Origin of the sequence: Shewanella sp. SW32, assembly GCF_025653365.1 — a bacterium.
GTDB classification, from domain to species: Bacteria; Pseudomonadota; Gammaproteobacteria; order Enterobacterales; family Shewanellaceae; genus Shewanella; species Shewanella oncorhynchi.
In genome coordinates this window covers 34,968-59,476 of the sequence record NZ_JAKKSJ010000032.1, presented here as the reverse complement: position 1 = coordinate 59,476, position 24,509 = coordinate 34,968, and the positions used below count along the sequence as shown (strand labels likewise).

General features: G+C 45.2%; 21 protein-coding genes, 1 pseudogene and 1 riboswitch. Of the genes and pseudogenes, 12 read left to right on the top strand and 10 right to left on the bottom strand.

Features of this window, described 5'->3' with window-relative positions; genetic code table 11:
* The 4 genes and pseudogenes from L5M28_RS18015 to L5M28_RS18000 all read right to left on the bottom strand — a co-directional run.
* On the bottom strand, nucleotides 1–175 hold a 175-nt coding region (locus L5M28_RS18015), incomplete at its 3' end, for a transposase (RefSeq protein WP_263204113.1).
* Between the two features lie 69 nt (nucleotides 176–244).
* Nucleotides 245–700, bottom strand: coding sequence for a hypothetical protein (locus tag L5M28_RS18010; RefSeq protein ID WP_263204111.1), 456 nt, complete (start codon nucleotides 698–700; stop codon nucleotides 245–247).
* 79 nt (nucleotides 701–779) lie between these two features.
* Nucleotides 780–1,055, bottom strand: a pseudogene (locus L5M28_RS18005) (DUF4113 domain-containing protein); the annotation flags it as partial.
* 835 nt (nucleotides 1,056–1,890) lie between these two features.
* Nucleotides 1,891–2,883: a class 1 fructose-bisphosphatase gene (locus tag L5M28_RS18000; protein WP_263197642.1), complete on the bottom strand. Its 993-nt coding sequence runs from the start codon at nucleotides 2,881–2,883 to the stop codon at nucleotides 1,891–1,893.
* 266 nt (nucleotides 2,884–3,149) lie between these two features.
* On the opposite strand from L5M28_RS18000, the gene L5M28_RS17995 reads away from it, so the two are divergent.
* A complete protein-coding gene (locus tag L5M28_RS17995; protein WP_263204110.1) occupies nucleotides 3,150–5,462 on the top strand; it encodes a S9 family peptidase in 2,313 nt (770 codons plus the stop codon).
* An 89-nt stretch (nucleotides 5,463–5,551) separates the two neighbouring features.
* Here the strand turns inward: L5M28_RS17995 and arcA are convergent, their stop codons facing one another.
* Entirely contained in the window at nucleotides 5,552–6,268 is a 717-nt protein-coding gene (gene arcA / locus L5M28_RS17990) for a two-component system response regulator ArcA (protein WP_006080127.1), read from the bottom strand.
* A gap of 588 nt (nucleotides 6,269–6,856) precedes the next feature.
* On the opposite strand from arcA, the gene L5M28_RS17985 reads away from it, so the two are divergent.
* The 3 genes from L5M28_RS17985 to L5M28_RS17975 all read left to right on the top strand — a co-directional run bounded on the left by L5M28_RS17985 (nucleotide 6,857) and on the right by L5M28_RS17975 (nucleotide 10,195).
* Nucleotides 6,857–7,291 (top strand): DUF3293 domain-containing protein, encoded by a 435-nt coding sequence (locus tag L5M28_RS17985; RefSeq protein ID WP_173247481.1) that lies wholly within the window; start codon nucleotides 6,857–6,859, stop codon nucleotides 7,289–7,291.
* A gap of 100 nt (nucleotides 7,292–7,391) precedes the next feature.
* Nucleotides 7,392–7,566: riboswitch (Lysine riboswitch) on the top strand.
* 150 nt (nucleotides 7,567–7,716) lie between these two features.
* The gene (gene lysC / locus L5M28_RS17980) at nucleotides 7,717–9,072 is read left to right on the top strand and encodes a lysine-sensitive aspartokinase 3 (RefSeq protein ID WP_263204109.1); all 1,356 of its coding nucleotides are present in this window, start codon (nucleotides 7,717–7,719) and stop codon (nucleotides 9,070–9,072) included.
* Between the two features lies 1 nt (nucleotide 9,073).
* Nucleotides 9,074–10,195 carry a succinylglutamate desuccinylase/aspartoacylase family protein gene (locus L5M28_RS17975; RefSeq protein WP_263163588.1) on the top strand — a complete coding sequence of 374 codons (1,122 nt, stop codon included), beginning with the start codon at nucleotides 9,074–9,076 and terminating at the stop codon, nucleotides 10,193–10,195.
* A 102-nt stretch (nucleotides 10,196–10,297) separates the two neighbouring features.
* Here L5M28_RS17975 and L5M28_RS17970 read toward each other — a convergent pair whose 3' ends face one another.
* Complete coding sequence (locus L5M28_RS17970; protein WP_131525184.1) at nucleotides 10,298–11,263, bottom strand: zinc transporter ZntB; 966 nt, start codon at nucleotides 11,261–11,263, stop codon at nucleotides 10,298–10,300.
* 196 nt (nucleotides 11,264–11,459) lie between these two features.
* Between L5M28_RS17970 and L5M28_RS17965 the strand changes: the two genes are divergently transcribed.
* The gene (locus tag L5M28_RS17965) at nucleotides 11,460–11,834 is read left to right on the top strand and encodes a YacL family protein (RefSeq protein WP_105250233.1); all 375 of its coding nucleotides are present in this window, start codon (nucleotides 11,460–11,462) and stop codon (nucleotides 11,832–11,834) included.
* Nucleotides 11,835–11,925: 91 nt separating this feature from the next.
* Here L5M28_RS17965 and L5M28_RS17960 read toward each other — a convergent pair whose 3' ends face one another.
* Entirely contained in the window at nucleotides 11,926–12,555 is a 630-nt protein-coding gene (locus L5M28_RS17960) for a response regulator (protein ID WP_105250232.1), read from the bottom strand.
* Complete coding sequence (gene narQ, locus L5M28_RS17955) at nucleotides 12,548–14,383, bottom strand: nitrate/nitrite two-component system sensor histidine kinase NarQ (protein WP_263204108.1); 1,836 nt, start codon at nucleotides 14,381–14,383, stop codon at nucleotides 12,548–12,550. Before narQ ends, L5M28_RS17960 begins: the two co-directional genes overlap by 8 nt.
* A gap of 225 nt (nucleotides 14,384–14,608) precedes the next feature.
* Between narQ and nrfA the strand changes: the two genes are divergently transcribed.
* Nucleotides 14,609–16,012, top strand: a complete 1,404-nt coding sequence (nrfA, locus tag L5M28_RS17950) for an ammonia-forming nitrite reductase cytochrome c552 subunit (protein WP_113939112.1) — start codon at nucleotides 14,609–14,611, stop codon at nucleotides 16,010–16,012.
* Nucleotides 16,013–16,167: 155 nt separating this feature from the next.
* On the opposite strand, the gene L5M28_RS17945 is transcribed toward nrfA, so the two are convergent.
* On the bottom strand, nucleotides 16,168–16,710 hold the full coding sequence (locus tag L5M28_RS17945; RefSeq protein WP_168824640.1) for a hydrolase: 543 nt from the start codon (nucleotides 16,708–16,710) through the stop codon (nucleotides 16,168–16,170).
* Between the two features lie 344 nt (nucleotides 16,711–17,054).
* Here L5M28_RS17945 and L5M28_RS17940 point away from each other — a divergent pair, with 344 nt between their 5' ends.
* From L5M28_RS17940 to aroG, 5 genes are all read left to right on the top strand, one after another.
* On the top strand, nucleotides 17,055–17,393 hold the full coding sequence (locus L5M28_RS17940) for a P-II family nitrogen regulator (protein WP_028761800.1): 339 nt from the start codon (nucleotides 17,055–17,057) through the stop codon (nucleotides 17,391–17,393).
* Between the two features lie 10 nt (nucleotides 17,394–17,403).
* On the top strand, nucleotides 17,404–18,654 hold the full coding sequence (locus L5M28_RS17935; protein WP_263204107.1) for an ammonium transporter: 1,251 nt from the start codon (nucleotides 17,404–17,406) through the stop codon (nucleotides 18,652–18,654).
* Nucleotides 18,655–18,832: 178 nt separating this feature from the next.
* Nucleotides 18,833–19,171, top strand: a complete 339-nt coding sequence (locus L5M28_RS17930; protein WP_028761802.1) for a hypothetical protein — start codon at nucleotides 18,833–18,835, stop codon at nucleotides 19,169–19,171.
* A 127-nt stretch (nucleotides 19,172–19,298) separates the two neighbouring features.
* On the top strand, nucleotides 19,299–20,492 hold the full coding sequence (locus tag L5M28_RS17925) for a tetratricopeptide repeat protein (protein WP_263204106.1): 1,194 nt from the start codon (nucleotides 19,299–19,301) through the stop codon (nucleotides 20,490–20,492).
* Between the two features lie 351 nt (nucleotides 20,493–20,843).
* Entirely contained in the window at nucleotides 20,844–21,899 is a 1,056-nt protein-coding gene (aroG, locus tag L5M28_RS17920) for a 3-deoxy-7-phosphoheptulonate synthase AroG (RefSeq protein ID WP_131525191.1), read from the top strand.
* A 103-nt stretch (nucleotides 21,900–22,002) separates the two neighbouring features.
* On the opposite strand, the gene L5M28_RS17915 is transcribed toward aroG, so the two are convergent.
* On the bottom strand, nucleotides 22,003–22,179 hold the full coding sequence (locus L5M28_RS17915) for a hypothetical protein (RefSeq protein ID WP_105250227.1): 177 nt from the start codon (nucleotides 22,177–22,179) through the stop codon (nucleotides 22,003–22,005).
* Nucleotides 22,180–22,651: 472 nt separating this feature from the next.
* Here L5M28_RS17915 and L5M28_RS17910 point away from each other — a divergent pair, with 472 nt between their 5' ends.
* Nucleotides 22,652–24,448 (top strand): ABCB family ABC transporter ATP-binding protein/permease, encoded by a 1,797-nt coding sequence (locus L5M28_RS17910; RefSeq protein ID WP_263184471.1) that lies wholly within the window; start codon nucleotides 22,652–22,654, stop codon nucleotides 24,446–24,448.
* Nucleotides 24,449–24,509 lie beyond the last annotated feature (61 nt).

Here is a 24,509-nt window from a genome sequence, read left to right as displayed (position 1 = left end):
TTGGTGTGCCACCCTGGCGTTCTAGTTTTAACTGTCTCACCCATTTATCCATAGTGGATTTACCTACGTTCATCGCCTTTGCAGCTTCGATGATGCTATGGTTTTTATCGAGGACTAATTGGGCAGCTTCAAGTTTGAATTCAGCAATAAATGTTTTTCTGGTTGTCGATCTCATGTGTTCACCTAAAGTCATCTACGAGGTAATAATATCACCTCTATTTAGGTGGCCAAAATTAGTGTGCCACTACAGGTTGTCTCTAAATTGGGATGAATATATGCCAGAGAAATAGTTTAGCCTTTGAAGATCCTCAATAGAGACATTCACCTCACGATAAGGCTTAGTTTTTCTATCCTGTTCTTTTGCCGCGCTTTCCTCAGCTTCCTTCTTCCATGTTTTCAGTTTATCTACGTCATAAAATGCAGGGTCGGCATCTATCATCCATGCGTGATTTCGACAAAGCCATATACCATTATCTATTCCCTTACGAGCTTCTTTTGTCATGCTTGAGTCGAATCTTTGCCCACCTTCTGCCGCAGCACATATATGAGCCGCTATGCCTGTGAGTATTCTTCTGTTAGTCGATGAAAGACTTGGTCCTACGGTCAGTCTACGGCATTTAGGGTTTGAGCAACGCCAGCCTACTCTATCTGCCAGAGTTTTTTTTGTAGCTTGGGTAAAATCATCTCTATTTGTAGCCAAAGGGCTTTCCTCATACACCTGCAATTACTACATTTAGCAACCTATAGCAAAATGATGAACGATAATCCAGATTATATTATTAGCACTTGATGCGTGGCAGGCTGTGCCATTTTGTTGAGTATTGCGGCGTTAGAAACTCTCGCCGCATTGCCCATTTTTGCTTTGTGCCTTGCGCCGCAAGAAATAGCGTGTCCCTTCCATATTTGTCATTTAACCGATCAAGGATATTCATCAATGCTGGATTGGCCTTGGAAGCGTTAAAAAGGTCTAGCTTGCAGTTCTTCTCGCTGGTTAGGTCGAGCAACCCAACGCCGATTTTGTAATATCTAACGCCGTCTCTGAAAAGCGCCGAAGCACAAAAGTTGGGACTGGCACAAATCTGCCGGGATTTACAGCCAACACAGAAGTTACAGGAGTTCACCTCCCCTCGGAGTTGCCGCAGGGCGAATAGACAAATTGCGTGAGTCTTGCCATGGATGGCAAGCTAGCTTTCGCAGGTGCAGGGACGCATCCTTCGGAAGCGATAGCGAATTTGGCAATGAGCCCAAGGGGCTTTCAACTCCGTTGGGGCGTCTTGGAGCATCCAAGGAGGATAGGACGAGCAGTCCTCCTTGGTCGGGTGTGGGGTGAAGGCCCACGACTTTGATTCACCTCGGCCGTAAGGCCGCAATTTCTTCCGAAAGATCGGACAGGCATAATTCTTTCTGAATTTACAGTCCATACAGCATCGACAGGAGTTCACCATCCCCTCGGAGTTGCCGCAGGGCATTTGCGTTCGTTGCGTGAGCGAGGCATGGATGCCGAGATAGCGTCAGTCGAATCAGGGACGAGCGTCTGACGCGATAGCATAAGGACGCTAAATGCCCAAGGGGCTTTCAACTCCGTTAGGGGCGTCTTGGAGCATCCAAGGAGGATAGGACGAGCAGTCCTCCTTGGTCGGGTGTGGGGTGAAGCCCCACGATCTTGATTTATCTTGGCCGCTAGGCCGCAATCAATATAGCATTGTGCTAAACAGCACGAATATCAGGCAGAGGGTTGAAGCCCCACGACGTTAAACTTCTCGGCCATTAGGCCGCAATTTCTTCAGCGGTAAAGCCGCATCAAAACTCAATTGTCGCATTCCGCGACAACAAAAAAGCCACTGTGGTCAGTGGCTTTCATCTGAAAAATCAAAATCTAAGCGATTCGGCTTAGTCCAGATTGGGTTCTTCACTGTAATCGATACCATGGTAGCTTAGGCAAGCGTCCACTTCATTGGCGCTACCTAAAATCACTGCTACACGTTGGTGAATTTGTGTTGGTTGAATATCCAAAATGGTTTCATAACCGGTAGACGCCTTACCGCCAGCTTGCTCGACTAAGAGGGCCATTGGGTTGGCTTCGTACATTAAACGCAGCTTGTATGGCTTTTTCGGATCTTTATTGTCGGTTGGGTAAGTAAAAATACCACCGCGAGAAAGTACGCGGTGCACGTCACCCACCATGGCGGCAATCCAGCGCATGTTAAAGGATTTTTCGCGAGGGCCAATTTTACCGAGCAGTAAATCGGCAATATAGGTCTGCATTGGCGCTTCCCAAAAACGTTGGTTCGACATGTTAATGGCAAACTCTTGGGTATCTGGGCTAATGCTCATGGCGGCGTTAGTCAGTAAAAACTCATTGGTTTCTGGGTGCAAAGTAAAGAGTTGCACGCCTTGGCCTGTGGTTAATGCCAGCATGGTCGATGGACCATAAAGGACATAACCTGCGGCTAATTGCGCACGGCCAGATTGTAAAAAGCTAGTTTCAGTCAGCTCGCCAGCAGGCGCGGGCAGGACGGAGAAAATGGTGCCGACTAACGAGTTGATATCGATATTAGATGAGCCATCTAGCGGATCGAAACACACCAGGTATTGACCATTTTGGCTGACTTCAACCACATGATCTTCTTCTTCCGACGCCAAACCGCGCACTGTACCGTCAGCTTTTAATGCATCTTTGAGCATGTCGTTGGTGATGATATCCAGTTTTTTCTGGGTTTCACCTTGGACGTTTTCTTGCTCAGTCGCGCCTAACACGCCCGCAAGTGCACCGTGGCGAACGGCATGGCTAATGGCTTTTGAGGTGTCGGCTAAGGTTAAAATTAGGTGGGAGAGGGAGTCGTTCACTGCCTGTGAGGTCAGGTGCTGGGCCAGAGTCTGCATGTTATGTCCTTTAGAGGTTCAACAATGAGGTCAATTTCGTTATTTGCCGCGAATGATAACTCAGTTAGTCGACAATTTCAGCGATGTTGCTGATGCTTTTAGCGAATATTGGGGCTTTTTGGGATTATTTGGATTGAGCTTGGCGCAAGGGCCTAATTTGTATCGGCATATTGCATGCTCTTTCTATTTATAGGCGGCCTCTGGCACAATGTCGGCTTGTTTTTAATCGCTGACATCTTAGGCGATTATGCTCCCAAGGAATAATAATGATTAAAAATAGGTTAACTTGGTTCCCTGCGTGCTCACTTAAGGTGCGCGCCGTTCCCCTACTGATAGCGAGCCAAATGGCCATGATTTCGACAGCTATGTTTTCAATTACCCCAGCTTATGCAATGGAAGGCGGCAAACTGCCACTGACGATTGAGCGAATGAACGCCTCGCCCGCCTTAGCGGGCACCAGTCCTCGAGGTTTGAAATTGTCACCCGATGGTCAGCGTGTCACTTATCTTGCGGGCCGTAAAGACAATCAAAACTTTTATGATCTCTGGCAGATGGATGTAAAGACGGGTAAATCTAGCCTATTGCTCAATGCCGATAAGTTGGCAAGCAATGAATTATCCGATGAAGAAAAAGCCCGCCGCGAGCGCCAACGTATTTATGGCGAAGGCATTATGGAGTACTTCTGGGCCGATGATAGCCAAGCGCTATTAATTCCGGCTGCTGGTAATCTGTATTATTTTTCATTAGTGGATAACAGTGTCAGCCAACTTCCCATTGGCGAAGGGTTTGCCACAGATGCGCGCCTATCGCCCAAGGGACATTTTGTGTCTTTCGTGCGGGATCAAAATCTGTATGTGTTAGAGCTGGCGACCAAAAAATTCCAAGCTATGACGAGCGATGGCGGCGGGGCGATTAAAAATGCCATGGCCGAGTTTGTCGCTCAGGAGGAAATGGATCGCATGACAGGTTATTGGTGGGCGCCCGATGAATCGGCCATCGCCTTTACCCGTATTGATGAGTCCGGTGTCGAGCAAGTAACCCGTAACGAAATCTATGCTGATGGTATTAAACTTACTGAGCAGCGCTATCCCTATGCCGGCAAAAACAACGTCGATATCGCCCTCGGTGTGGTCACGTTAAAAGATAAGGCTATCAATTGGGTGACCCTGCGCGAAGAGAGCAACGAAGACAAGAGCAAAGATATTTACCTGCCGCGGGTCGATTGGTTGCCCGATAGCAAACATTTGTCGTTCCAGTGGCAGAGCCGCGATCAACATAAGCTAGATTTGCAACTGGTGGCGTTAGACTCGCTGACTAAGCCAAAAACCTTAGTGAAAGAACGCAGTAACGCTTGGGTGAACCTTAATAACGATCTGCACTTTTTAAAACAGCAATCGGCTTTTATTTGGGCATCTGAGCGTGACGGCTTTAATCATCTGTATCTTTTTGACTTAAAAGGCAAACTTAAAACCCAATTGACTCAGGGCGAGTGGGCTGTCGATGCGTTGGAATACATAGATGAAACCGCTGGTTGGGTATATTTCACTGGCCGCAAAGATACGCCAATCGAGAAACAACTTTATCGCGTGCCTTTAGCGGGTGGCAAGGTTGAGCGGGTAAGCAAGCAAGCGGGCATGCACGATCCTGTGTTTGCCGACAATCAAAGTGTGTATCTGGATTATTTCAATAGCTTATCTCAGCCACCGCAGATCAGTTTACACGGTGAGAAGGGCCAACAACTGGCTTGGGTTGAGCAAAATGAAGTCAAGCAAGGCCATCCTTTATATGACTATGCGGGTCTGTGGCAACTCCCTGAATTTGGTGAACTGAAAGCCGAAGATGGCCAAGTGTTGCAAACCCGTTTATTCAAACCTGTGCCGTTTGATGCGAGCAAGAAATACCCTGTCGTTGTAAGGGTTTACGGTGGGCCGCACGCACAGTTAGTGACCAACAGTTGGAGCGAGCAGGACTACTTTACCCAGTATCTTGTTCAACAAGGCTATGTGGTGTTCCAGTTGGATAACCGCGGCAGCGCCCACAGGGGCACAAAGTTTGAGCAAGTGATTTACCGTCACTTGGGTGAAGCTGAAGTCAAGGATCAAAAAGTGGGAGTGGACTATTTACGGAGTCTGCCATTTGTCGATGCCGATAATGTAGCAATTTACGGCCACAGCTACGGTGGTTACATGGCCTTGATGAGTCTATTTAAGGCGCCAGATTACTTTAAAGCCGCGATTTCGGGCGCGCCTGTAACCGACTGGCGCTTATATGACACCCATTATACTGAGCGTTACTTAGCCCATCCTGAGGGGAATGAAAAGGGTTATGAAGCCAGCAGCGTGTTTCCCTATGTGAAAAACTATCAATCGGGTCTGTTGATGTATCACGGTATGGCCGATGATAACGTCTTGTTTGAAAACAGCACTCGGGTTTATAAGGCGCTGCAGGATGAAGGGAAATTATTCCAGATGATCGATTATCCTGGATCTAAACATTCGATGCGTGGCGAGAAAGTGCGTAATCACTTATATCGCTCACTGGCCGATTTCCTAGATAGGCAGTTGAAAAACGCCAAATAGTAGGCATAAAAAAACCAGATCCTAGGATCTGGTTTTTTGTGAATCGATTCTTATCAAACCAATTAATGCGGATGTCGCTTAGCGGGTGATTAGCCTTCTAAGTTACCGCAAAAACGATAGCCTTCACCGTGAATAGTCGCGATGATTTCTGGCGTATCTGGCAAGCTTTCGAAATGCTTACGGATACGACGGATAGTCACGTCTACAGTACGATCGTGTGGCTTAAGTTCACGGCCGGTCATTTTCATCAGTAGATCGGCACGAGTCAAAATTTTGCCTGGGTTTTCAACAAAGTGCAGCATAGCGCGGAACTCGCTACGTGGCAGTTTGTAAGATTCACCCTGTGGGCTCACTAATGAACGGCTGTTGATCTCTAAGCTCCAATCATTGAAGCGGTAGTATTCTACTGAGCTCTTTTCTTCGACTTCAGCGCCAGCGCTGTTGACACGAGTCAGAAGGTTACGAGCACGAATCGTTAATTCACGTGGGTTGAACGGCTTGGTAATATAATCGTCCGCGCCAATTTCAAGTCCAAGAATTTTGTCGACTTCGTTGTCACGACCTGTCAGGAAGATAAGACCGATGTTGTTGATTTCACGTAGTTCACGTGCCAACAATAGACCATTCTTACCTGGCAAGTTAATGTCCATAACGACCAAGTTAATTTTGTTTTCCTGCATAGCCTTATGCATTTCTGCGCCATCATTGGCCTCAGTTACCACATACCCTTCTGCCTCGAAAATACTTCTCAGCGTGTTACGGGTAACGGCTTCATCTTCAACGATCAGAATGTGCGGATTTTGCATATTATTTACCTAAATTTTAATCAGTTTATACTAACCAATAAGAGCAACTTACTTCGGGCTCTTATATTCATAAAAGCGTTGATACTTCCTTGAACTGCTTTGTGCTCAAAAGGAAAATCTTTACGGTGACATCTATATCTGGATGTAGATTAAGTGCACGTTTAAGTGTAATACGAGAAAACGTAATCAGTACCAACTTCGATAAGCAATAGTTAGAATAAGTTCCTTAACTATTGTTTTTTTTAAATGTTTAAAAGACAAATCAAATGTAGAACAGATTTTAAACAGATGCCCGGTCAGTTCACGTTACTTTAAGCGATATATGTAACAAACTGTATTGAACGATAAGCATCTTGCTCAATCTGTTTCAACTCACCAGTACGTACATTGTACTCGTTTTAGTCATTTGTTAACAAATGAAATGTTAACAAATTTTAGGTGAGCAGGGGTTTTTACCATGATATTTACTTTAGCTATTGATTAGTATAACTAATGTATTTCTTATTCCTGTGAGCCAGTTCACGCCTCTTTGGATTTTACAATCACTCTGCTACACTAGCTTGGGTTCATTTTTCGACTAGACTACCAATGGACAATACGACTCAAAATTTGTGGCAATGTTACCAAGCGCCGTTGTTTTTGCTGACTCAAGCATTATCCTGTGATTTTTCCTTTGCTGTTATTACCGCTCATAATCCCGCTTCAAAGCTTCTCTCTCCTAGCCAAAACCGTTTACTCGATCGCCAACTTCTTCGTGAAATTGAATTACTCGGTAGCCCTTATCGTGCTTTAGTGGGCGCCGCACCGGATTTATCCCACATGGAAAAAAGTTGGGCCGTGTTTATCGATAGAACGATGGCATTGCAATTGGGTAAGAAATTTAATCAATATGCGATTTATGTTGTCGAACAAGGGGATGTGAGCTTAGTGCCTTGCACCTTGGATGGACATGATGAAGTGTGTTTAGGCAAATTTAGAGATTATGTGCAGCTGGTATACGAGCTACCCGATTTGAACATTTAGTTGTTTTCAAAAGATTTTATTTAAATTGTTCATTTGTTATGAAATTAGCATTGACTTCATTAGGGGTTTATTGCTACTTTTTTCGTCCCTTTCCTCGGAAAGGAACAGAAGAGGAGCGTTAACTAGGTAGTCGGTCAGAGGAGCACAAACTCCAGCGATGACTGATGAGGGAGATTAACGCCGAGGCATAGATATGGTTGCTGCATGTTTATGTCGGTCGCTCAGGCTGAATCCTGACGATTGTCACCTGTAATTGGTGGAGAGCTTCTGGTGACGATTGCTGTTTCCCTTCTTTTGGGGTGCGTTATCATTGAGCACCAGGCTCTTCGAACGAAGTCAGTTCGGAGTGTGATCATGTTAGTTAATCAATATCTTATTCAATTTGTGTTTATTTGTTGCCCTACGTGTTTCACGGAGGTGCGCTAATGACCCTCGTTGTTGCAAAATTTGGTGGCACCTCAGTCGCCGACTATAACGCTATGAATCGCTGTGCCGACATAGTGTTAGCTAATCCTCATTGTCGTTTAGTTGTGGTCAGCGCTTCGAGCGGCGTGACTAATCTGTTAGTGGAATTGACCCAAGAATCGATCAACGACGATGGCCGATTACAGCGATTAAAACAAATTGCCCAAATTCAATATGCGATTTTAGATAAGCTCGGTCGTCCTAACGATGTGGCCGCCGCATTAGATAAATTATTGAGTCGCATGTCGGTATTGAGTGAAGCGCTCGCATCACAACGCAGCAAAGCGACTATGGATGAGTTGTTGTCCCTCGGTGAGCAATGTTCTTCGGCGTTGTTTTCGGCGGTGATCCGCGAGAAAGGTGTCAACTCAAGTGCCTTCGATGTGCGCCGAGTATTACGTACTGACAGCCACTTTGGCCGCGCTGAACCTCAGGTTGAAAAGATTGCGACTTTAGCTCGTGATTATCTACAGCCACTGTTAGCGGAGCAAGTGATTGTGACACAAGGCTTTATCGGTGCCGATGAATCGGGTCAAACGACCACGTTAGGTCGCGGCGGTAGTGATTATTCTGCTGCACTGTTAGCTGAAGCGTTACGCGCCTCAGCGGTAGAGATTTGGACCGATGTCGCGGGGATTTATACAACGGATCCTCGTTTGGCGCCCAATGCCTTTCCGATTGCCGAGATCAGTTTCAATGAGGCTGCCGAGATGGCGACCTTTGGTGCCAAGGTATTGCATCCAGCGACTATTCTTCCTGCCGTTCGTCAGCAAATTCAAGTGTTTGTGGGTTCAAGTAAAGAGCCTGAAAAGGGCGGAACTTGGATCCGTCATCAAGTGGAAGATGCGCCCGTATTCCGCGCTGTGGCTTTGCGCCGCGATCAAACCCTATTAAATCTTCACAGCTTGCAAATGTTGCATGCGCAGGGCTTTTTAGCGGAAACCTTTGCGACATTAGCGCGACATAAGATCAGTGTGGATTTGATTACCACATCAGAAGTGAATGTGTCTCTAACCCTCGATAAAACCGGTTCAGATTCAAGTGGACAAGGTCTGTTGAGTGAGGCATTGCTGCAAGAATTATCACAGCATTGTCGTGTGCGAGTTGAAGATGGATTGGCCTTAGTGGCGATTATCGGTAATCGTATTGCGACGACACCGGGTATCTGTCGCCGTGTATTTGAAGTGTTAGAGCCACACAATGTGCGGATGATTTGCCAAGGTGCCAGCCCACATAATCTGTGTGTGTTAGTGGCCGAAGCGGAAGCGGCACAAGTGGTTAAATCGCTGCATCAAAATCTGTTCGAAGGCGTTTAGTATGTTGCCGACAACATCGTCTCTGCAAATCGGGGAGCTTGCCGCAGGGCAAGCACTCACTTTGCCTATCTACCATTTCAAGCCGAGTGACGATAAGGCGACTGGCCCCAAAGTGTATATTCAAGCCAATGTCCACGGTGCTGAAGTACAAGGGAATGCGGTGATTTATCAGTTGATGAAGCAGCTTGAACACTGTGACATCCGCGGCGAAATCACCTTAGTGCCATTGGCCAATCCACTCGGGATCAACCAAAAAAGTGGTGAGTTTACCCTTGGCCGATTTGATCCTATTACGGGCGCGAATTGGAATCGTGAGTATTTGAATCATGCTATCGATTTACCGACTTGGTATGGTGAACATACCAAGCTGAGTGATAGCGAGCTGCTCCAAGCCTATCGCAGTACTTTGGTTGAAGCCTGTCAGCAAAAATTGCGGCATGAATGGGGCATCACAACGGGTCATAGACTTGCGGTTAACCTGCAGATTATGGCCCATGGCGCGGATATAGTGCTCGATCTGCACACCGGTCCTAAGTCTTGTAAGCACTTGTATTGCCCTGAATATGACTTAGCTGCTGCGCAGTTTTTGTCGATCCCTTATACGCTCATTATCCCCAATGCCTTTGGTGGCGCCATGGATGAGGCTGCGTTTTGTCCTTGGTGGCAATTGAGTGATTTTGCAAAATCTCAAGGGCGCGATTTAGGGGTTGCAGTGTCAGCGTTAACCTTGGAATTGGCGAGCCAAGAGCGCGTCTGCCTTGAGGATGCACGGGTTGATGCACAAGGGATTTTGGCATATTTAAGCCACCGAGGCGTGATCGCTGAAACCGTTGCACCCGCTAAAATGACGCGTTTTGGTTGTTATCTAAAAGACTATAAAAAATATCACGCGCCAAGTGCTGGGTTAGTGGAATACCTCGCACCTGTGGGTGAGCCATTAGCTGCGGGGCAGCCCTTAGTGAATTTGCTGCGAATGGATTTATACGGTACGGCGGATGAGCTAAAAACGGTTAGTTTGCCGCAGGACTGCGTGCCGATTTTGCACTTTGCTTCGGCGTCAGTGCACCAAGGAACTGAGCTTTATAAAGTCATGACTCATGTGTTTGAGTTACCAACGACATAATCGCCCGCTTAGAGCATAAGCATTAGCCCATAACAATTAGTTTATGGGACTGAGAGAAAACAACGCCAATCCTAATCGATTGGCTTTGTTGTTTTAAGGTGGCTATAACCACTTAAATCGATAAAACAGCGCCATTTGCAGGGCGACGAGTGAGATTAATATGCCGCAGAAGGTGGCGAAGGCCCAAGTGTTGTCCGCGCCCGGTATCCCGCCAATATTGACCCCAAGTAAGCCTGTTAAAAAGCCCAACGGTAAGAAGATTGCTGACACTAAGGATAAGAAGTATAAGCGTTTGTTGAGTTGCTCCGACTGCTGACTGAGTAATTCTTCTTGAGTCACATTAGCCCTATCGCGCAGGGCATCGAGATCTTCAATGGTGCGGATAAGTTTATCGTTTGTTTCCCTCAGCTTGAGTCGCTCAGTATCTTTAAATAGGCTGAATTGCTCGGAAATCATTTTCGAGAATGCTTCGCGCTGTGGGGCTAAATAGCGGCGAATGGCCACAGTTTGACGGCGCAGTTCGGCGATATCGGTACGTAAGTCTTTCACATTGCCTGAGACGACTAGCTCTTCTAAATCAGAGAGCTGTTCTTCCAATTTATCAATAAACTCGACTTTACGATTGGTCAGTCGCTCGCAGATTGCGACGATAAAGTCCCCCGTAGTTGTAGGCCCATTTCCCTCAAGGATCAGCTCGGCGACATCTTTGACCGACTGTAACTCGCGATCGCAGGTGGAAATGATCCGCTGTTTATCGGCATAGATACGCACTGCCACCATGTCTTCTGGAGCAGAATTGGGGTTGAGGTTAACGCCGCGTAATGCGAGTAATATGCCTTCACCTGTTATCACTGCACGGGGACGAGTGTCTTGGGCGAGTAGGGCATCACTTTCGACCTTAGGCAGACCGCTATTGAGTATCCAGTGGCGTGCCTTTTTATTACGATAGCGAAGATGTAACCAGAGTAGGCCATCCTGAGGATCCCATTTTTCGATCTGTTCTAGGCTCAAGGTGGAACCCGCTTGGGCGCCGCTGAGCACTAAACTGTAGATAAACCCTTCGTGCATATCGCATTCCATTTAACTTTCAAAATCATCCAAACAAACTAACTGATTTTGTCATGAAAATGAAGTCAGTACTTATGCTTAACGACATGAGGTAAACGTTAATTGACATAAATTTGATGTGCTGAGTGATGCAAGCAACTTAGCCAAGGATAGGTTAAAATTAGCATTAGTAGGCTTAGATCAAAGAGACAATAAAATGGAATACGAATTTCGGCGTAACAGTTTAACTGGCACTTTTTTGGCTAGCTTTAGCATGGATCATGAAGTGCTTGGGCAATGGTTTACGGAAGAATTAGGGACTGAGTTAGCTAAAATTCAGCAAGTGTTGGGTGTGATAAAAGAAATTCAAGCTGATAAACGAGGTTCATGGCGTCTTGTTGGTAATGATTTTACCTTAGAGTTAGAGCGTGAACAGGCGCGAGTGTTTGCCAATACCTTAGGCTTTGAGCAAGAATATGAATTGGAAGAGGCTATGTCACTCTATGATGCTGAGTCAGAAGCTTATTGTGGCCTAGAGGATTTTGAGCAGGCGCTATTGAGTTGGCAGCAATTTATTGAGAAAGGTTTGTAATCATTTATTTAATCTCTATTTGATAAAAACATAAAGGCAATCATGGGATTGCCTTTATTGTTTGCGTGATACCAAGCTTATTTTCGTATCTTTAATTATTTAGGTAGCGCACCGCCATTTCGGTTCTCGATTTAGCATTGGCTTTACGCAGTAGGTTTTTCACGTGCACTTTAACTGTGCCTTCACTAATGTGTAAATGCTCTGAAATCATGCGATTACTTAAGCCTTCCGCCAGTTGCTGTAGAATTTGCAGCTCCCTTGGGGTCAGGCTTGAAATCCATTCTTGTTCATCGGTCGCATCTTTAAGTTCGTAAAGGTATTCCTCGACTTCATCGCTGATCACCCTGTGGCCAAGCATGGCATTCTTGAGCTTTTCGAGCAGCAAATCTGGCTCAGTATCTTTAAGCAAATAGCCGTCAGCTCCAGCGCGAAGTAAACGGATAACATCCTGTTTTGCATCGGAAACGGTGAGAATTACTATGCGTGAGGTAACACCTTCTTGGCGCATGGCGTTGAGGGTATCTAAGCCTGTCATGCCTTTCATATTCAGATCGAGCAATATGATGTCGGGTTCATCGGTGACCACTGCGGTTAATGCGTCTAAACCACTACCGGCTTCGCCAAATAGGCTGAAGTCAGGATCTGAAGCGATGAGCTGGCAGATGCCTTTGCGCAAGAGGGGATGGTCATCGACCACCAGTACGGAATAAGGTTTACCCATTTGAAGGCTCCTGTTGAGATGGGAAAATAAGCGTCACTCTAGTGCCACTTGACCCCTTGCTGTGCTGCATAAGGTTTAATGGGTTGTTAGGGTTGAGTGCGTCGTCTTGTGCATTGCATCCTTGCTCAGTCGTGGTTGCCATAGCAGGTTTAAATCTCTTTAAATCATTGTCGCTGAACACGACTTTACCTGAAAGCTTACTGGCTCGTTCATGCATTATACCTATGCCAAAATGTTGATCTCGTTCTTTTAAATGTCCAATACCTATGCCGTTATCACAAACATCAATATTGACCATACCCTCGTCATCCTTATAGCAATAGATGTTAATGAGGCTGGCCTCGGCGTGTTTGATGGCGTTTAACGTTGCTTCTCGCGTGATCTGCAGTATGTGGATGTGCTGCTTTGCCTCTAGCCATTGTGGCGCAAGTTTATAGTCTAAGGTTATCTTTATATTCGTCTTTGTCCTGAGTTGCTCAAGCATAGCCTCTAAAGCACTTTTTAGATCGGGTTCTTTAATTGTGAGCCTAAAGGTGGATAGTAACTCCCTGAGTTGCACGTAGGCAGTGCTTACACCTTCGTTGATTTCGGTTAACTGCGCCTCAACGATCGGGCTGCGGCAACTGCAATCTAAGTTTTTGCGTAATAAGCTAATTTGGATTTTCAGGAAAGATAGCACTTGACCCAAAGAGTCGTGCAGCTCCCGGGCAATTACGCCACGTTCCTCCATTAGCGCCAGTTGTTGTCTTTGCTCTGTGGCATTGTGGATCACGATTGAGCGCGTCAGCATAATTGCGAAATTGTTAAACAAGGCGATATTGGGTGTTTGGTCGGCAATTAACTCTAAATAGCCTAAATTAGCCTGCTCAAATTGCAGTGGGAAACGGGTGCTCTCTTGAGTCATATCTGGCCAGCCGCCATCGGCCTCAATCACTTCTAACTCTTGCTCGGGATACTGGATAATGAGTCTTAGGTAGTCGAGTGATTCATAGCCTTTTAACTGATTCAGCGCCGCTTTAAGCGCTTTGTAATCGAGTTTATTCGCGTTTAATGTCAGCAGGTTATCATATAAGAATGCCAGCTCGTTGTTGGCCCTTGTCAGCGCTAAGGTTTTTTCTGCTACCTGCGATTCTAAGTTGCCATAAAGCGTCGCGAGTTCCTTCGCCGTTTTTTGTAGGGCATGGGTCAGCGCTGTAAGTTCAATGTATTCGGTCTCGGGCATTTCAATTTCAAAATTACCTTTAGAAATGGTATTCGCCGACTCCATCAGTTTTTGCAGTGGGATCACCACTTTCTTCTTTGTAAAACGCACGGCCACAAAAGCGATAATGAGCATGACGCCTAAGCCTAATATTTGGCTGGCGGCAAGGAGCCTGAGTTTAAAGGCGGCGTAGTGCTCCATCTCAAGCACCAGTAAATCTATGGTATCAACAAAGTCCTTCAGTGAGGCGACATAATCGCGGGAGTTTTCTTGTTCTATGTAGTGCTTCATCACCAGCCATTTATCAATGACAAGCTGATATTGAGCGGCAATTTCTGGCGGACTAAACCAACTTTCCGAGGGCTTTAATGTGTCGGAATAGAGCGTATTTTCGAATTCGGTGATTTTATCCTGCGCAGCATCACTGCCTGAGTTGGCGTAAAACATTAACCGATAGCTTTGCATCCTCAGCGACCCTGAGGCATTAATCGCCTTGGCGTCGCCTAAGCTGTAGGACAAATTGATGATAGCAAAAGTCGATAAACTACTAGAGAGCAGAATAAGTACTAACATTAATCCTAAGATTTTTGAGGTGAGACTACCTCGTTTCATTAATCCGCTGTTCATTTTGATGGCCGCTGTTATGGCACTTTGCAGTGGTTTTTACATTAGAAAATAATGTAATACATTAACAAAAGTATAGAAATGTGAACAACAACACCTTTACATTTTGATCTAGCGCAAACTTCAACCTAGATACCCCCTAAGAGGTATATTTTTAGCAGGGTTAAATCACTAAGTTTGACCATGGAGATGTCGTGATTTACAACAATAATGCAACACGGAGATGAGATGATGAAGAAGATGACAGGTAAGTCCTTTGCACTGAGTGCACTGGTTGCCGCCAGCTTCATGGCAGCGGGCGCAATGGCGAGTGATAAAACAGAGCCTCGCAACGAAGTTTATAAAGATAAATTTAAGAATCAATATAATAGCTGGCATGATACCGCAAAGAGTGAAGAACTTGTCGATGCGATTGGGCAGGATCCTAATATGGTGATCCTGTGGGCTGGCTATGCATTCGCAAAAGATTACAACGCTCCTCGCGGCCATATGTATGCCGTGACCGACGTGCGTAATACCCTACGTACTGGTGCGCCGAAAAATGCGGAAGATGGTCCATTGCCTATGGCATGTTGGAGCTGTAAGAGCCCTGATGTACCTCGCTTAATTGAAGAGCAAGGTGAAGATGGCTACTTCAAAGGTAAATGGGCTAAGGGTGGCCCTGAAGTCACTAACACCATTGGCTGTGGTGATTGTCATGAAAAAGGCTCACCAAAACTGCGGATCTCTCGTCCTTATGTAGACCGTGCAATGGATGCTATCGGTACGCCATTTGATAAAGCTTCGAAGAAAGACAAGCAATCTATGGTGTGCGGTCAGTGCCACGTTGAATACTATTTTGAGAAAAAAGAAGACAAAAAAGGTTTCGTCAAATTCCCTTGGGATATGGGCATAACTGTTGACCAGATGGAAGTTTACTACGACGGTATCGAGTTCTCCGATTGGACTCATGCGCTGTCTAAAACACCTATGTTAAAAGCGCAACATCCAGAGTATGAAACGTGGAAACTGGGTATTCATGGTAAAAATAATGTCAGTTGTGTTGACTGCCATATGCCAAAAGTGACTAGCCCTGAAGGTAAGAAATTTACCGATCATAAAGTGGGTAATCCATTTGACCGTTTCGAAGAAACCTGTGCAACTTGCCATAGCCAAACGAAAGAATTCTTAGTTGGCGTCACTAATGAACGTAAAGCTAAAGTTAAAGAAATGAAACTGAAAGCGGAAGAGCAATTAGTGAAAGCGCACTTCGAAGCTGCTAAAGCGTGGGAATTGGGTGCAACTGAAGCTGAAATGAAGCCTATCTTGACCGATATCCGTCATGCTCAATGGCGCTGGGACTTAGCGATTGCTTCCCATGGTGTTGCTGCTCATGCTCCTGAAGAAGCCCTACGTGTTTTAGGTACTTCAGTGAATAAAGCGGCCGATGCCCGAGTTAAGTTAGCACAGTTATTAGCGAAAAAAGGCATCACAGATCCAATCGCTATTCCTGATATCTCTACCAAAGCTAAGGCACAAGCAGCCTTAGGTATGGATATGGATAAGATGAATGCAGAGAAAGAAGCATTCAAGAAAGACATGTTACCTAAGTGGGATGAAGAAGCGAAAAAACGCGAAGCCACTTATAAGTAGGTTTTAATCAATCGCGGTTGAGTTTTCAATATGAGCTAACCCCTCATGTAAATAAAAGCCCTCGCTGACTCAGCGGGGGCTTTTTTATGGAAAAAAATATCGAGTAATGTCAGGCGTTGGTCATGCTGGCTGAAGAAATACCACGGGCTAAGTCGCTATTTGATCAGTTTTAATAATGCCCTAAAGCGCTCGCCTTGGGCTTGATGTTGTAATTCAAATAATAGCGATTCCACGTTAGTTAATAAGGCGCCTCTGGCCGTCATCATCTGAATACCCAGTTTTTTATTATCGGCACTGCGTGACGAGACGCCATCTGCGACGAGATGCACCGAATATTGCTGTTCGATAAGGTCACAACAGGTTTGGTAAACACACACATGGGTTTCAATACCCGCGAGTATGACGTGTTTGCGATTCGTCTTAGTTAATGCCTTTGCAAACGCGTCACAGTGCCAGCCGCTAAAATGCTGCTTGGCAATGGGTGAGCTGGTTTTCGCAAGTAAAGTTTGCAGCTCAGGGCTAGTTGCTCCGAGTTTATCGGGTAGCTGTTCTAACCACAGTATTGGAATTTCAAATAATTGTGCGCCTTGGATTAAGGTCTGTAGTTGTTGATGCAGCTTGTCACTGTTATCCATGATTTGTGCAAGTTTTCCTTGCACATCGACGATAACGAGAACACATTCTTCTGGTTTTAACATCGGGCCTTCCTTCTGCGCTTGATGATTGTCTTAGTGATGATCTTCGCTTTTGTTTAAGAGCTTGTGTTGTGATGCTCAGATTTCATCTCGATTTACGCTTCCCCCAGTAGACCCTAATTTAACCTTGTTACCAATAGGCCTAAGGTCGAATAGCTGTCGCACTTAAACTGCTCACTAAAAGAGTGCATCGCACCAGTTAGTGCTCGATTATGGTGCATTTTTAACCTTAAAAAATAGTGTTAAACAATTTAAATCAATAATAATCAATGGATTAAATTGTTGGCCTAATGATTGAATTACCTTTGATACAAGTTAATAACAATCGCGTTTTTTTGGAGGTCAGGATGAAACTAGTCAGCGCTATCATCAAGCCGTTTAAGTTGGATGATGTCCGTGAAGCTATCGCCGGAATTGGTATTGAGGGCATGACGGTGACCGAAGTGAAAGGTTTTGGCCGTCAGAAAGGGCATACAGAGTTGTATCGCGGTGCCGAGTATCAGGTGGATTTTTTGCCAAAAGTAAAACTAGAAATTGCCACTAAGGCTGAAAATCTCGACATGCTGATTGAGGCCATTACCACTGCGGCCCATACAGGGAAAATTGGTGACGGTAAGATCTTCGTCGTTGATTTAGAACATGCTATCCGTATCCGTACGGGTGAACTTGATACTGAAGCGCTATAAGGGGCTGACAATGGAAGAATTAACGAAATTAGGCGGCACAGTCACTGAACTACGCTTTGCACTCGATACCTTTTACTTTTTGATTTCTGGCGCTTTAGTCATGTGGATGGCGGCGGGATTCGCTATGTTAGAAGCGGGTTTAGTTCGCTCTAAAAATACCACTGAAATTTTAACTAAGAACGTTGTGCTGTACGCAATTGCCTGTGTGATGTATCTGTTGGTTGGCTATAACATCATGTATGTGGATAACACTGAAGGTGGCTGGTTACCGTCAATTGGCACCTTAATTGGTTCGCAATCAGCAGATGCGAGCCATGCATTAGAATCTGACTTCTTCTTCCAAGTTGTATTTGTGGCAACGGCGATGTCAATTGTCTCTGGTGCTGTGGCGGAACGGATGAAGTTGTGGGCTTTCTTGTTCTTCTCTGTGGTGATGACAGCGGTTATCTATCCAGTAGAAGGTTATTGGACTTGGGGCCAAGGTTTTATCGCTAAACTGGGCTTTGTAGACTTTGCTGGTAGCGGTATTGTGCATATGACGGGGGCGACCGCGGCGATTGCTGGCGTGATATTGCTCGGTGCGCGTAAGGGTAAATACGGGCCTAATGGCCAAGTGAATCCTATTCCAGGCTCTAACTTGCCAATGGCAACCTTAGGTATGTTTATTCTGTGGATGGGCTGGTTTGGCTTTAACGGCGGATCGCAATTAATGGTGTCGGATGCGGCGAATGCAAGCTCAGTGGCGAAAGTGTTTGTGAATACCAATACTGCAGCGGCTTTTGGTGCTATCTCTGCGCTTATAGTGTGTAAGATGATTTGGGGTAAAGCGGATTTGACCATGATCCTTAACGGTATTTTGGCTGGATTAGTGGCGATTACGGCCGATCCTCTCTCGCCTTCATTGTTAATGGCGGGTGTGATTGGTTTAGTGGCGGGCGGCGTGGTGGTGTTCTCGATTGTGGGCTTAGATCGCATTAAGATCGACGATCCCGTTGGTGCGATTTCAGTACACGGTGTGGCTGGTTTCCTTGGTTTAATGTGTGTGCCATTATCCAATGCCAATGCAACTCTTACCGGACAGTTGACGGGGGCAGCGATCATTTTCACTTGGGTATTCTGCTCATCATTTGCAGTCTGGTATGTGATTAAGATAACAATGGGGATCCGTGTTACTGAGGAAGAAGAATACAACGGTATGGATGCTTCTGACTGCGGTATTGATGCCTATCCTGAGTTTGTTACGGTCAAAAATGCGGGCTGATTAAACTTGCACATTAACACGTGATTCACCTTGATGCTTAGCTTGGATCGAGGGATAGTGAAGCAGAGCCTAGGCTCTGCTTTTTTATGGGTAATCAATGTGATTGAAGTTTAAGCACAGGGTCATAAGCTTAATTACTGAGCAATTCTGTTTTCTTGTATAAATTAAGGAGTGTTCTATGAGCTTGAATATAAAAACAATAGGTCAATTTTCGCGACTAAGTCTTATCGTCATTTCTGGCTGGATATCGGTTTCAGCCTTTGCAGGAGAAGTGATCGTTAATCGCTCAAGTGAGCCTGTCGATGCCTTTGCCGTGCGTGATCAAGTGCTCAAGGATTTTGAATGGCAGGAGTCGCTTCGTCGCCAGCAGCAAATCCAAATTCTGCAGGCTTTACCCTCAGGTTGCGTTACGGTCATGAAACCCTATCGACATTTTACCTGTGGAGAGCATAACTATCGGCCGTATCATTATCAGCAGCGTGAGTTATATATAGAAGTTGACCGACCTTCACAATAGTTAATTCATTAAATTATTTGCGATTATTTTCAATCGATCGCGATTATCATTTTTTGTAACCATTTTATGTCGTCTTTTTCGCCATTTGTAATAAGCTCAAATAGGAGCTAATGGTGTGGGAGGGCGTATGTCGAAACTATTCCGAGCCGTATACTTGAGTACGATCTTGAGCGTTGTATTCAGTCAATTGTTTGCTTGTAGCTCGACGACCATTGAGCCTAATCCGTCGGATCTTGAGTCGTTACTTGCCGATTCACTGTTTACCCCTGTGGCCGATATTCCTTCTGTTGCGGATATCTTTTATCTGCCACCCGAGGTCGTGACAGATGTACAACGTCGCTATGGGATATACACTTTGTCACACAATAACAACATGTTAGCCAATGAATGGTTAGCTAGTTATATCAATGCGAGTCAAACCAATAGCGCTAACATTGATTTTCGATATCAAGATAATCTGACCCAAATTGCCCGTGAAACCTATGCCCAAAGGGCAGGTAATTGCATGTCTTTAGTGGTCATGACTTCTGCGTTAGCGGACATATTGAATGTGAGTGCTGAGTATCAAGATATTGCGATAGAACCCGTATGGGATAAGCAAGGTGATTTCTATTTAATCAATGGGCATGTGAATTTACGCTTACTTCCACCTGAAAACGCACATTCAGTTTATGTGTCATCTACCGCAGTTTTAGTGGACTTTATGCCAGAGCGAGCTCTACGGGGATACGGTAAAACCCAAGTGGATCGGCAGACCTTAATCAGCATGTTTTACAACAATATGGCGGCAGAGTCTTTGGTGAACGGTGATTTAGACAGGGCCTATGCCTTGATTAAAGTGGGTTTAAAAGTCGGCCAGTTTGTTCCTTCACTCAACACGCTCGCCATTATTTACCGGCATAAAGGTGATGAAAAGCGGGCCGAACAGGTTTATCGCTATGCACTCAAGTTTGATGCGAAAAATCTGACAACGCTTTATAACTTAGCCTTGATTTTAGGGGAGCAGGGGCGGCTTGATGAATGGGCCGAAATTAATAAAGTGCTTGAATTAGCGCGAATACGTAATCCCTATTATTACTATGACATGGGGCAGCAAGCTTATGATGAGCATCAATACGACGAGGCCTTGGCTTGGTATCAAAGGGCGTTGGCAAAAGCGGATTATCGTCATGAGTTCTTCTTCGGTTTATCTAAAACCTACTGGGCGCTGGGGGACGAAAAGCGTGCCAAACTGAATATGGATAAAGCCTTGGCTTTGAGCCGAGATGAGTCAGAGCGTCAACGCTATCAGAGCAAGTTACAAGTCATGTTACAGCATTAGCATTTGCCCGCTCTTTTCTATAGAGAGCTGGCCATCAATTAAGCTTATTACGGGTAAACATCTTTGCTTGCTAACATAGGGCGCCTAAATACACTTGCAGCAAATATGTTTATTCCTTTTTATCCGCCATATTCGATTTTGTTCATCAAGGCTGTGAGTTAGCTGGCATATTTGAATTTTGATTTTTTTTAAATATATTAAAACAATAAGTTATATTTGATTTTTTGAAATGGAGACAACTTGGTTGCATTGGCGCCTGAGACTCGATAAATTGAACTCAGTATTGCAGTTGAGATCCCTTATCGCAGCGATAGAAATAGCCTAAAACACCAGCGTTGGAGCAGTAAAATTATGTATTACCAAAATGATGATGTTCGCATTAAAGAAGTAAAAGAGTTACTTCCACCTATCGCGATTCTTGAACGATTTCCTGCTTCCGAAAAAGCCTCTGCGACTGTGTTTAATGCGCGTAATAGTATCCATAATATTCTGGCTAAGTCTGATGATCGTCTATTAGTGGTGATTGGGCCTTGTTCTATCCACGATCCCAAAGCTGCGTTGGAATATGGACAGCGTTTGGTCTCACTGCGTGAACGTTATAAAGATCAACTCGAAATTGTGATGCGAGTGTATTTTGAAAAACCAAGAACCACAGTGGGTTGGAAGGGGCTGATTAACGATCCTTACATGGATAACAGCTTTAAACTCAATGATGGTTTACGCACCGCCCGTAAATTATTAGTGGATTTGAACGACAGCGGTATGCCAACTGCGGGTGAGTTTCTTGACATGATCACCCCACAATATATGGCTGATTTAATGTGCTGGGGAGCCATTGGTGCCCGTACGACAGAATCTCAAGTACACAGAGAGTTAGCCTCGGGTCTTTCTTGTCCGGTCGGTTTTAAAAATGGTACTGATGGCACGATTAAAGTTGCTATTGATGCGATAGGTGCTGCCAATGCACCACACCATTTTTTATCTGTGACTAAGTTGGGCCATTCGGCGATCGTTTCGACTAAGGGCAATCCTGATTGCCACATTATTTTACGGGGTGGCCGCGAGCCCAATTATAGCGCGCCGCATGTCACTGAGATTAGCCAGCAATTGTTAAAAGCAAAGCTTGCCGACAACATCATGATCGACTTTAGCCATGCTAATAGTAGTAAAGAGTATCAACGTCAGTTAGTGGTTGCTGAAGATGTAGCTGGTCAAGTGGCGGCGGGAAATACTGCTATTTTTGGTGTTATGGTAGAAAGCCATTTAGTGGAAGGTCGTCAAGATCTTATTGAAGGTCAAGAGTTATGCTATGGGCAGAGTATTACCGATGCGTGTATTGGTTGGGATGATACCGAGCGTCTGTTAGCCATTTTGAACCAAAGCATTATCGAACGCCGTCAGGTTTAATTATCTGCTCGAGCGAACATAAACCGCAACTATACCTGAGTTAGCCGTTAACGATTGCGGGTTAAGTAAAAACAAAGGCGCTATCCCGGCGCCTTTGTTTTATCTATTTATTGCTTATTTCAACAATGTATTCATTTGCTTTGGCTAAGCTACCAAAGGCGGCAATAAGGTTGTTTCTACCTTTATCTTGTATCTCTGGATTGCCTGATTCGATCATCATCCACACCCAAGTTTGGATCAGTGGTAATGGCGGGTATTGAACTTTAGCGGAATCCAACATAAAGCTTCCTTTGATCTTAATTTAATTTGTTTGTCTTAATGTTCTCGCTAGAACTTGGGCGTATGAATCGCAAAATCTAGCGCGTAGAGGTTAACAAATTCTATTGATTTGTATAACCGCCTCCATGGCATTTTGGGCAAAACTGCAAAAATAATCAACAGCAGCAACTCTGTGCCAAGTCTTCTTCCATTGCACTCTTATCCTCCTACATACGGCTCTGAGGTTAAGTAAAACGGTACATGCCTGAACACAAATCAGTATAAATTCATTTATTGTGAATACGCCAGTGTAATGCGTAAGTATGATGTTTTGACTTTAAATGCAATCAAAATAGCAGCTGAGTATGTCGTGAATAAGTCTATTTGTCTGTCAGGAAAATCTGATTGATTTTATTCAGACTTTGCTAGTTTCGCTTAGCTTATGTTCGGTGTGAACTGTTACAATTGGCATAACTCATTCAAGGTTATGTCTTATGCGCCCAACGTTATATTTTGAAGGTCCAGTCGATAAATTAAACTGGCACGTCATGAAACTGCTTTGGCCTTACTTATTGGAATACAAAGGCCGTATTGCGCTGGCGATGTCATGCCTCATCATCGCTAAGCTGACCAGCGTGGCTCTACCTTTTATTCTGAAGCATTTGGTCGACACCTTAGATGCCGATAAAACCGCGCAAGCCCTCAGTGTGCCCGTAGGATTAGTGTTGGCCTATGGTGCGGTACGTTTACTAACGGCGATTACGGGGGAGATCCGCGATACCTTGTTTGGCCGCGTAACCGAGCGGGCGATCCGCCGTTTAGGCTTAGCAGTATTCGACCATTTACACCGACTTGACCTCGATTTTCATCTAGAGCGCAAAACCGGCGGCCTCTCCCGTGATATTGAACGCGGCACCAGCGGCGTGAGTTTCCTCATGCGTTTTATGGTGTTCAACATAGTGCCGACCTTGCTCGAAATTGTCATGGTGATTGGCATTTTCTTCTATAACTACGGCATTGCGTTTGCGGCAATCACTTTTGTTGCTGTGCTGGCTTATATTATTTTTTCTGTGGTCGCGACCGAATGGCGTACTGAGTATGTACGTGATGCGGCCAAGGCTGACTCGTTATCGAATACCCGCGCCATCGACAGCTTGCTGAACTATGAAACGGTAAAGTATTTTAATAATGAGAAGTATGAGTCGCAGCGCTACGATCAAGCGCTCGAACAGTGGGAAGTCGCTAAGCGTAAAAACCGTTTATCTTTGTTTGCGCTCAATGGCGGACAAGCTGTGATTATTGCTCTGGCGATGACAGCTATGATGGCGCTGGCGGCGTACCGAGTCACCTATGGCGATATGACCTTAGGTGATTTTGTATTGATTAATGCGTTCATGATGCAGCTCTTTTTACCCCTTAACTTTTTAGGTTTTGTATATCGCGAAATTCGCGGCGCGTTAGCCAATATTGAGCGCATGTTTAGCCTGCTCGATAAACATCCTATGATAGTCGACTTACCCCAAGCACTCGATTTTCAACCCACTAAGGGTGAGTTGATATTTGAAAATGTTAATTTCAGCTACGATGAGCGGCAAATTCTGCGGGACGTGAGCTTTAAGGTTGAAGCCGGTAAAAAGGTGGCTGTTGTAGGTGATAGTGGCGCAGGTAAATCGACCCTGATTAAACTGCTATTTCGATTTTACGATGTGGACCAAGGTGCGATTAAAATCGATGGACAAGATATCCGCCATCTCACGCAAGATGCGCTGCGGCGTGCCATCGCTATCGTGCCGCAGGATACTGTGCTGTTTAACGATTCATTAGTCGAAAACATACGTTATGGTCGCCCAAGCGCGACGGATGAAGAAGTGCGTAATGCTATTAAATTAGCGCACTTAGAGCAATTTATTGCATCACTTGCCCTTGGTTGGGACACAAAGGTGGGTGAGCGCGGCTTAAAGCTATCTGGCGGAGAAAAACAGCGGGTCGCGATAGCAAGGGCCATTTTGAAGGGCTCGCCCGTGCTGGTGTTTGATGAGGCAACATCTTCACTCGATAGTCGCTCCGAGCAAGCTATTTTGTCGGCACTGCGGGAAGTCGCTAAGGGGCACACTAGCCTAGTGGTAGCTCATAGGCTATCGACCATAGTCGATGCCGATCAAATTGTGGTATTAAGCCAAGGAGAAATAGTTGAGCAAGGTAATCATCAGACTTTGCTGTTGGCAAATGGTCTCTATGCCAAATTATGGCGGATACAAAATGAGCAACAACATACTCATCTGAGCAGTTAATAGCGTAATACAGTTCAGTCTTTATTCAGCTTCGGCTCTCTATACTCAATGCCAACACATC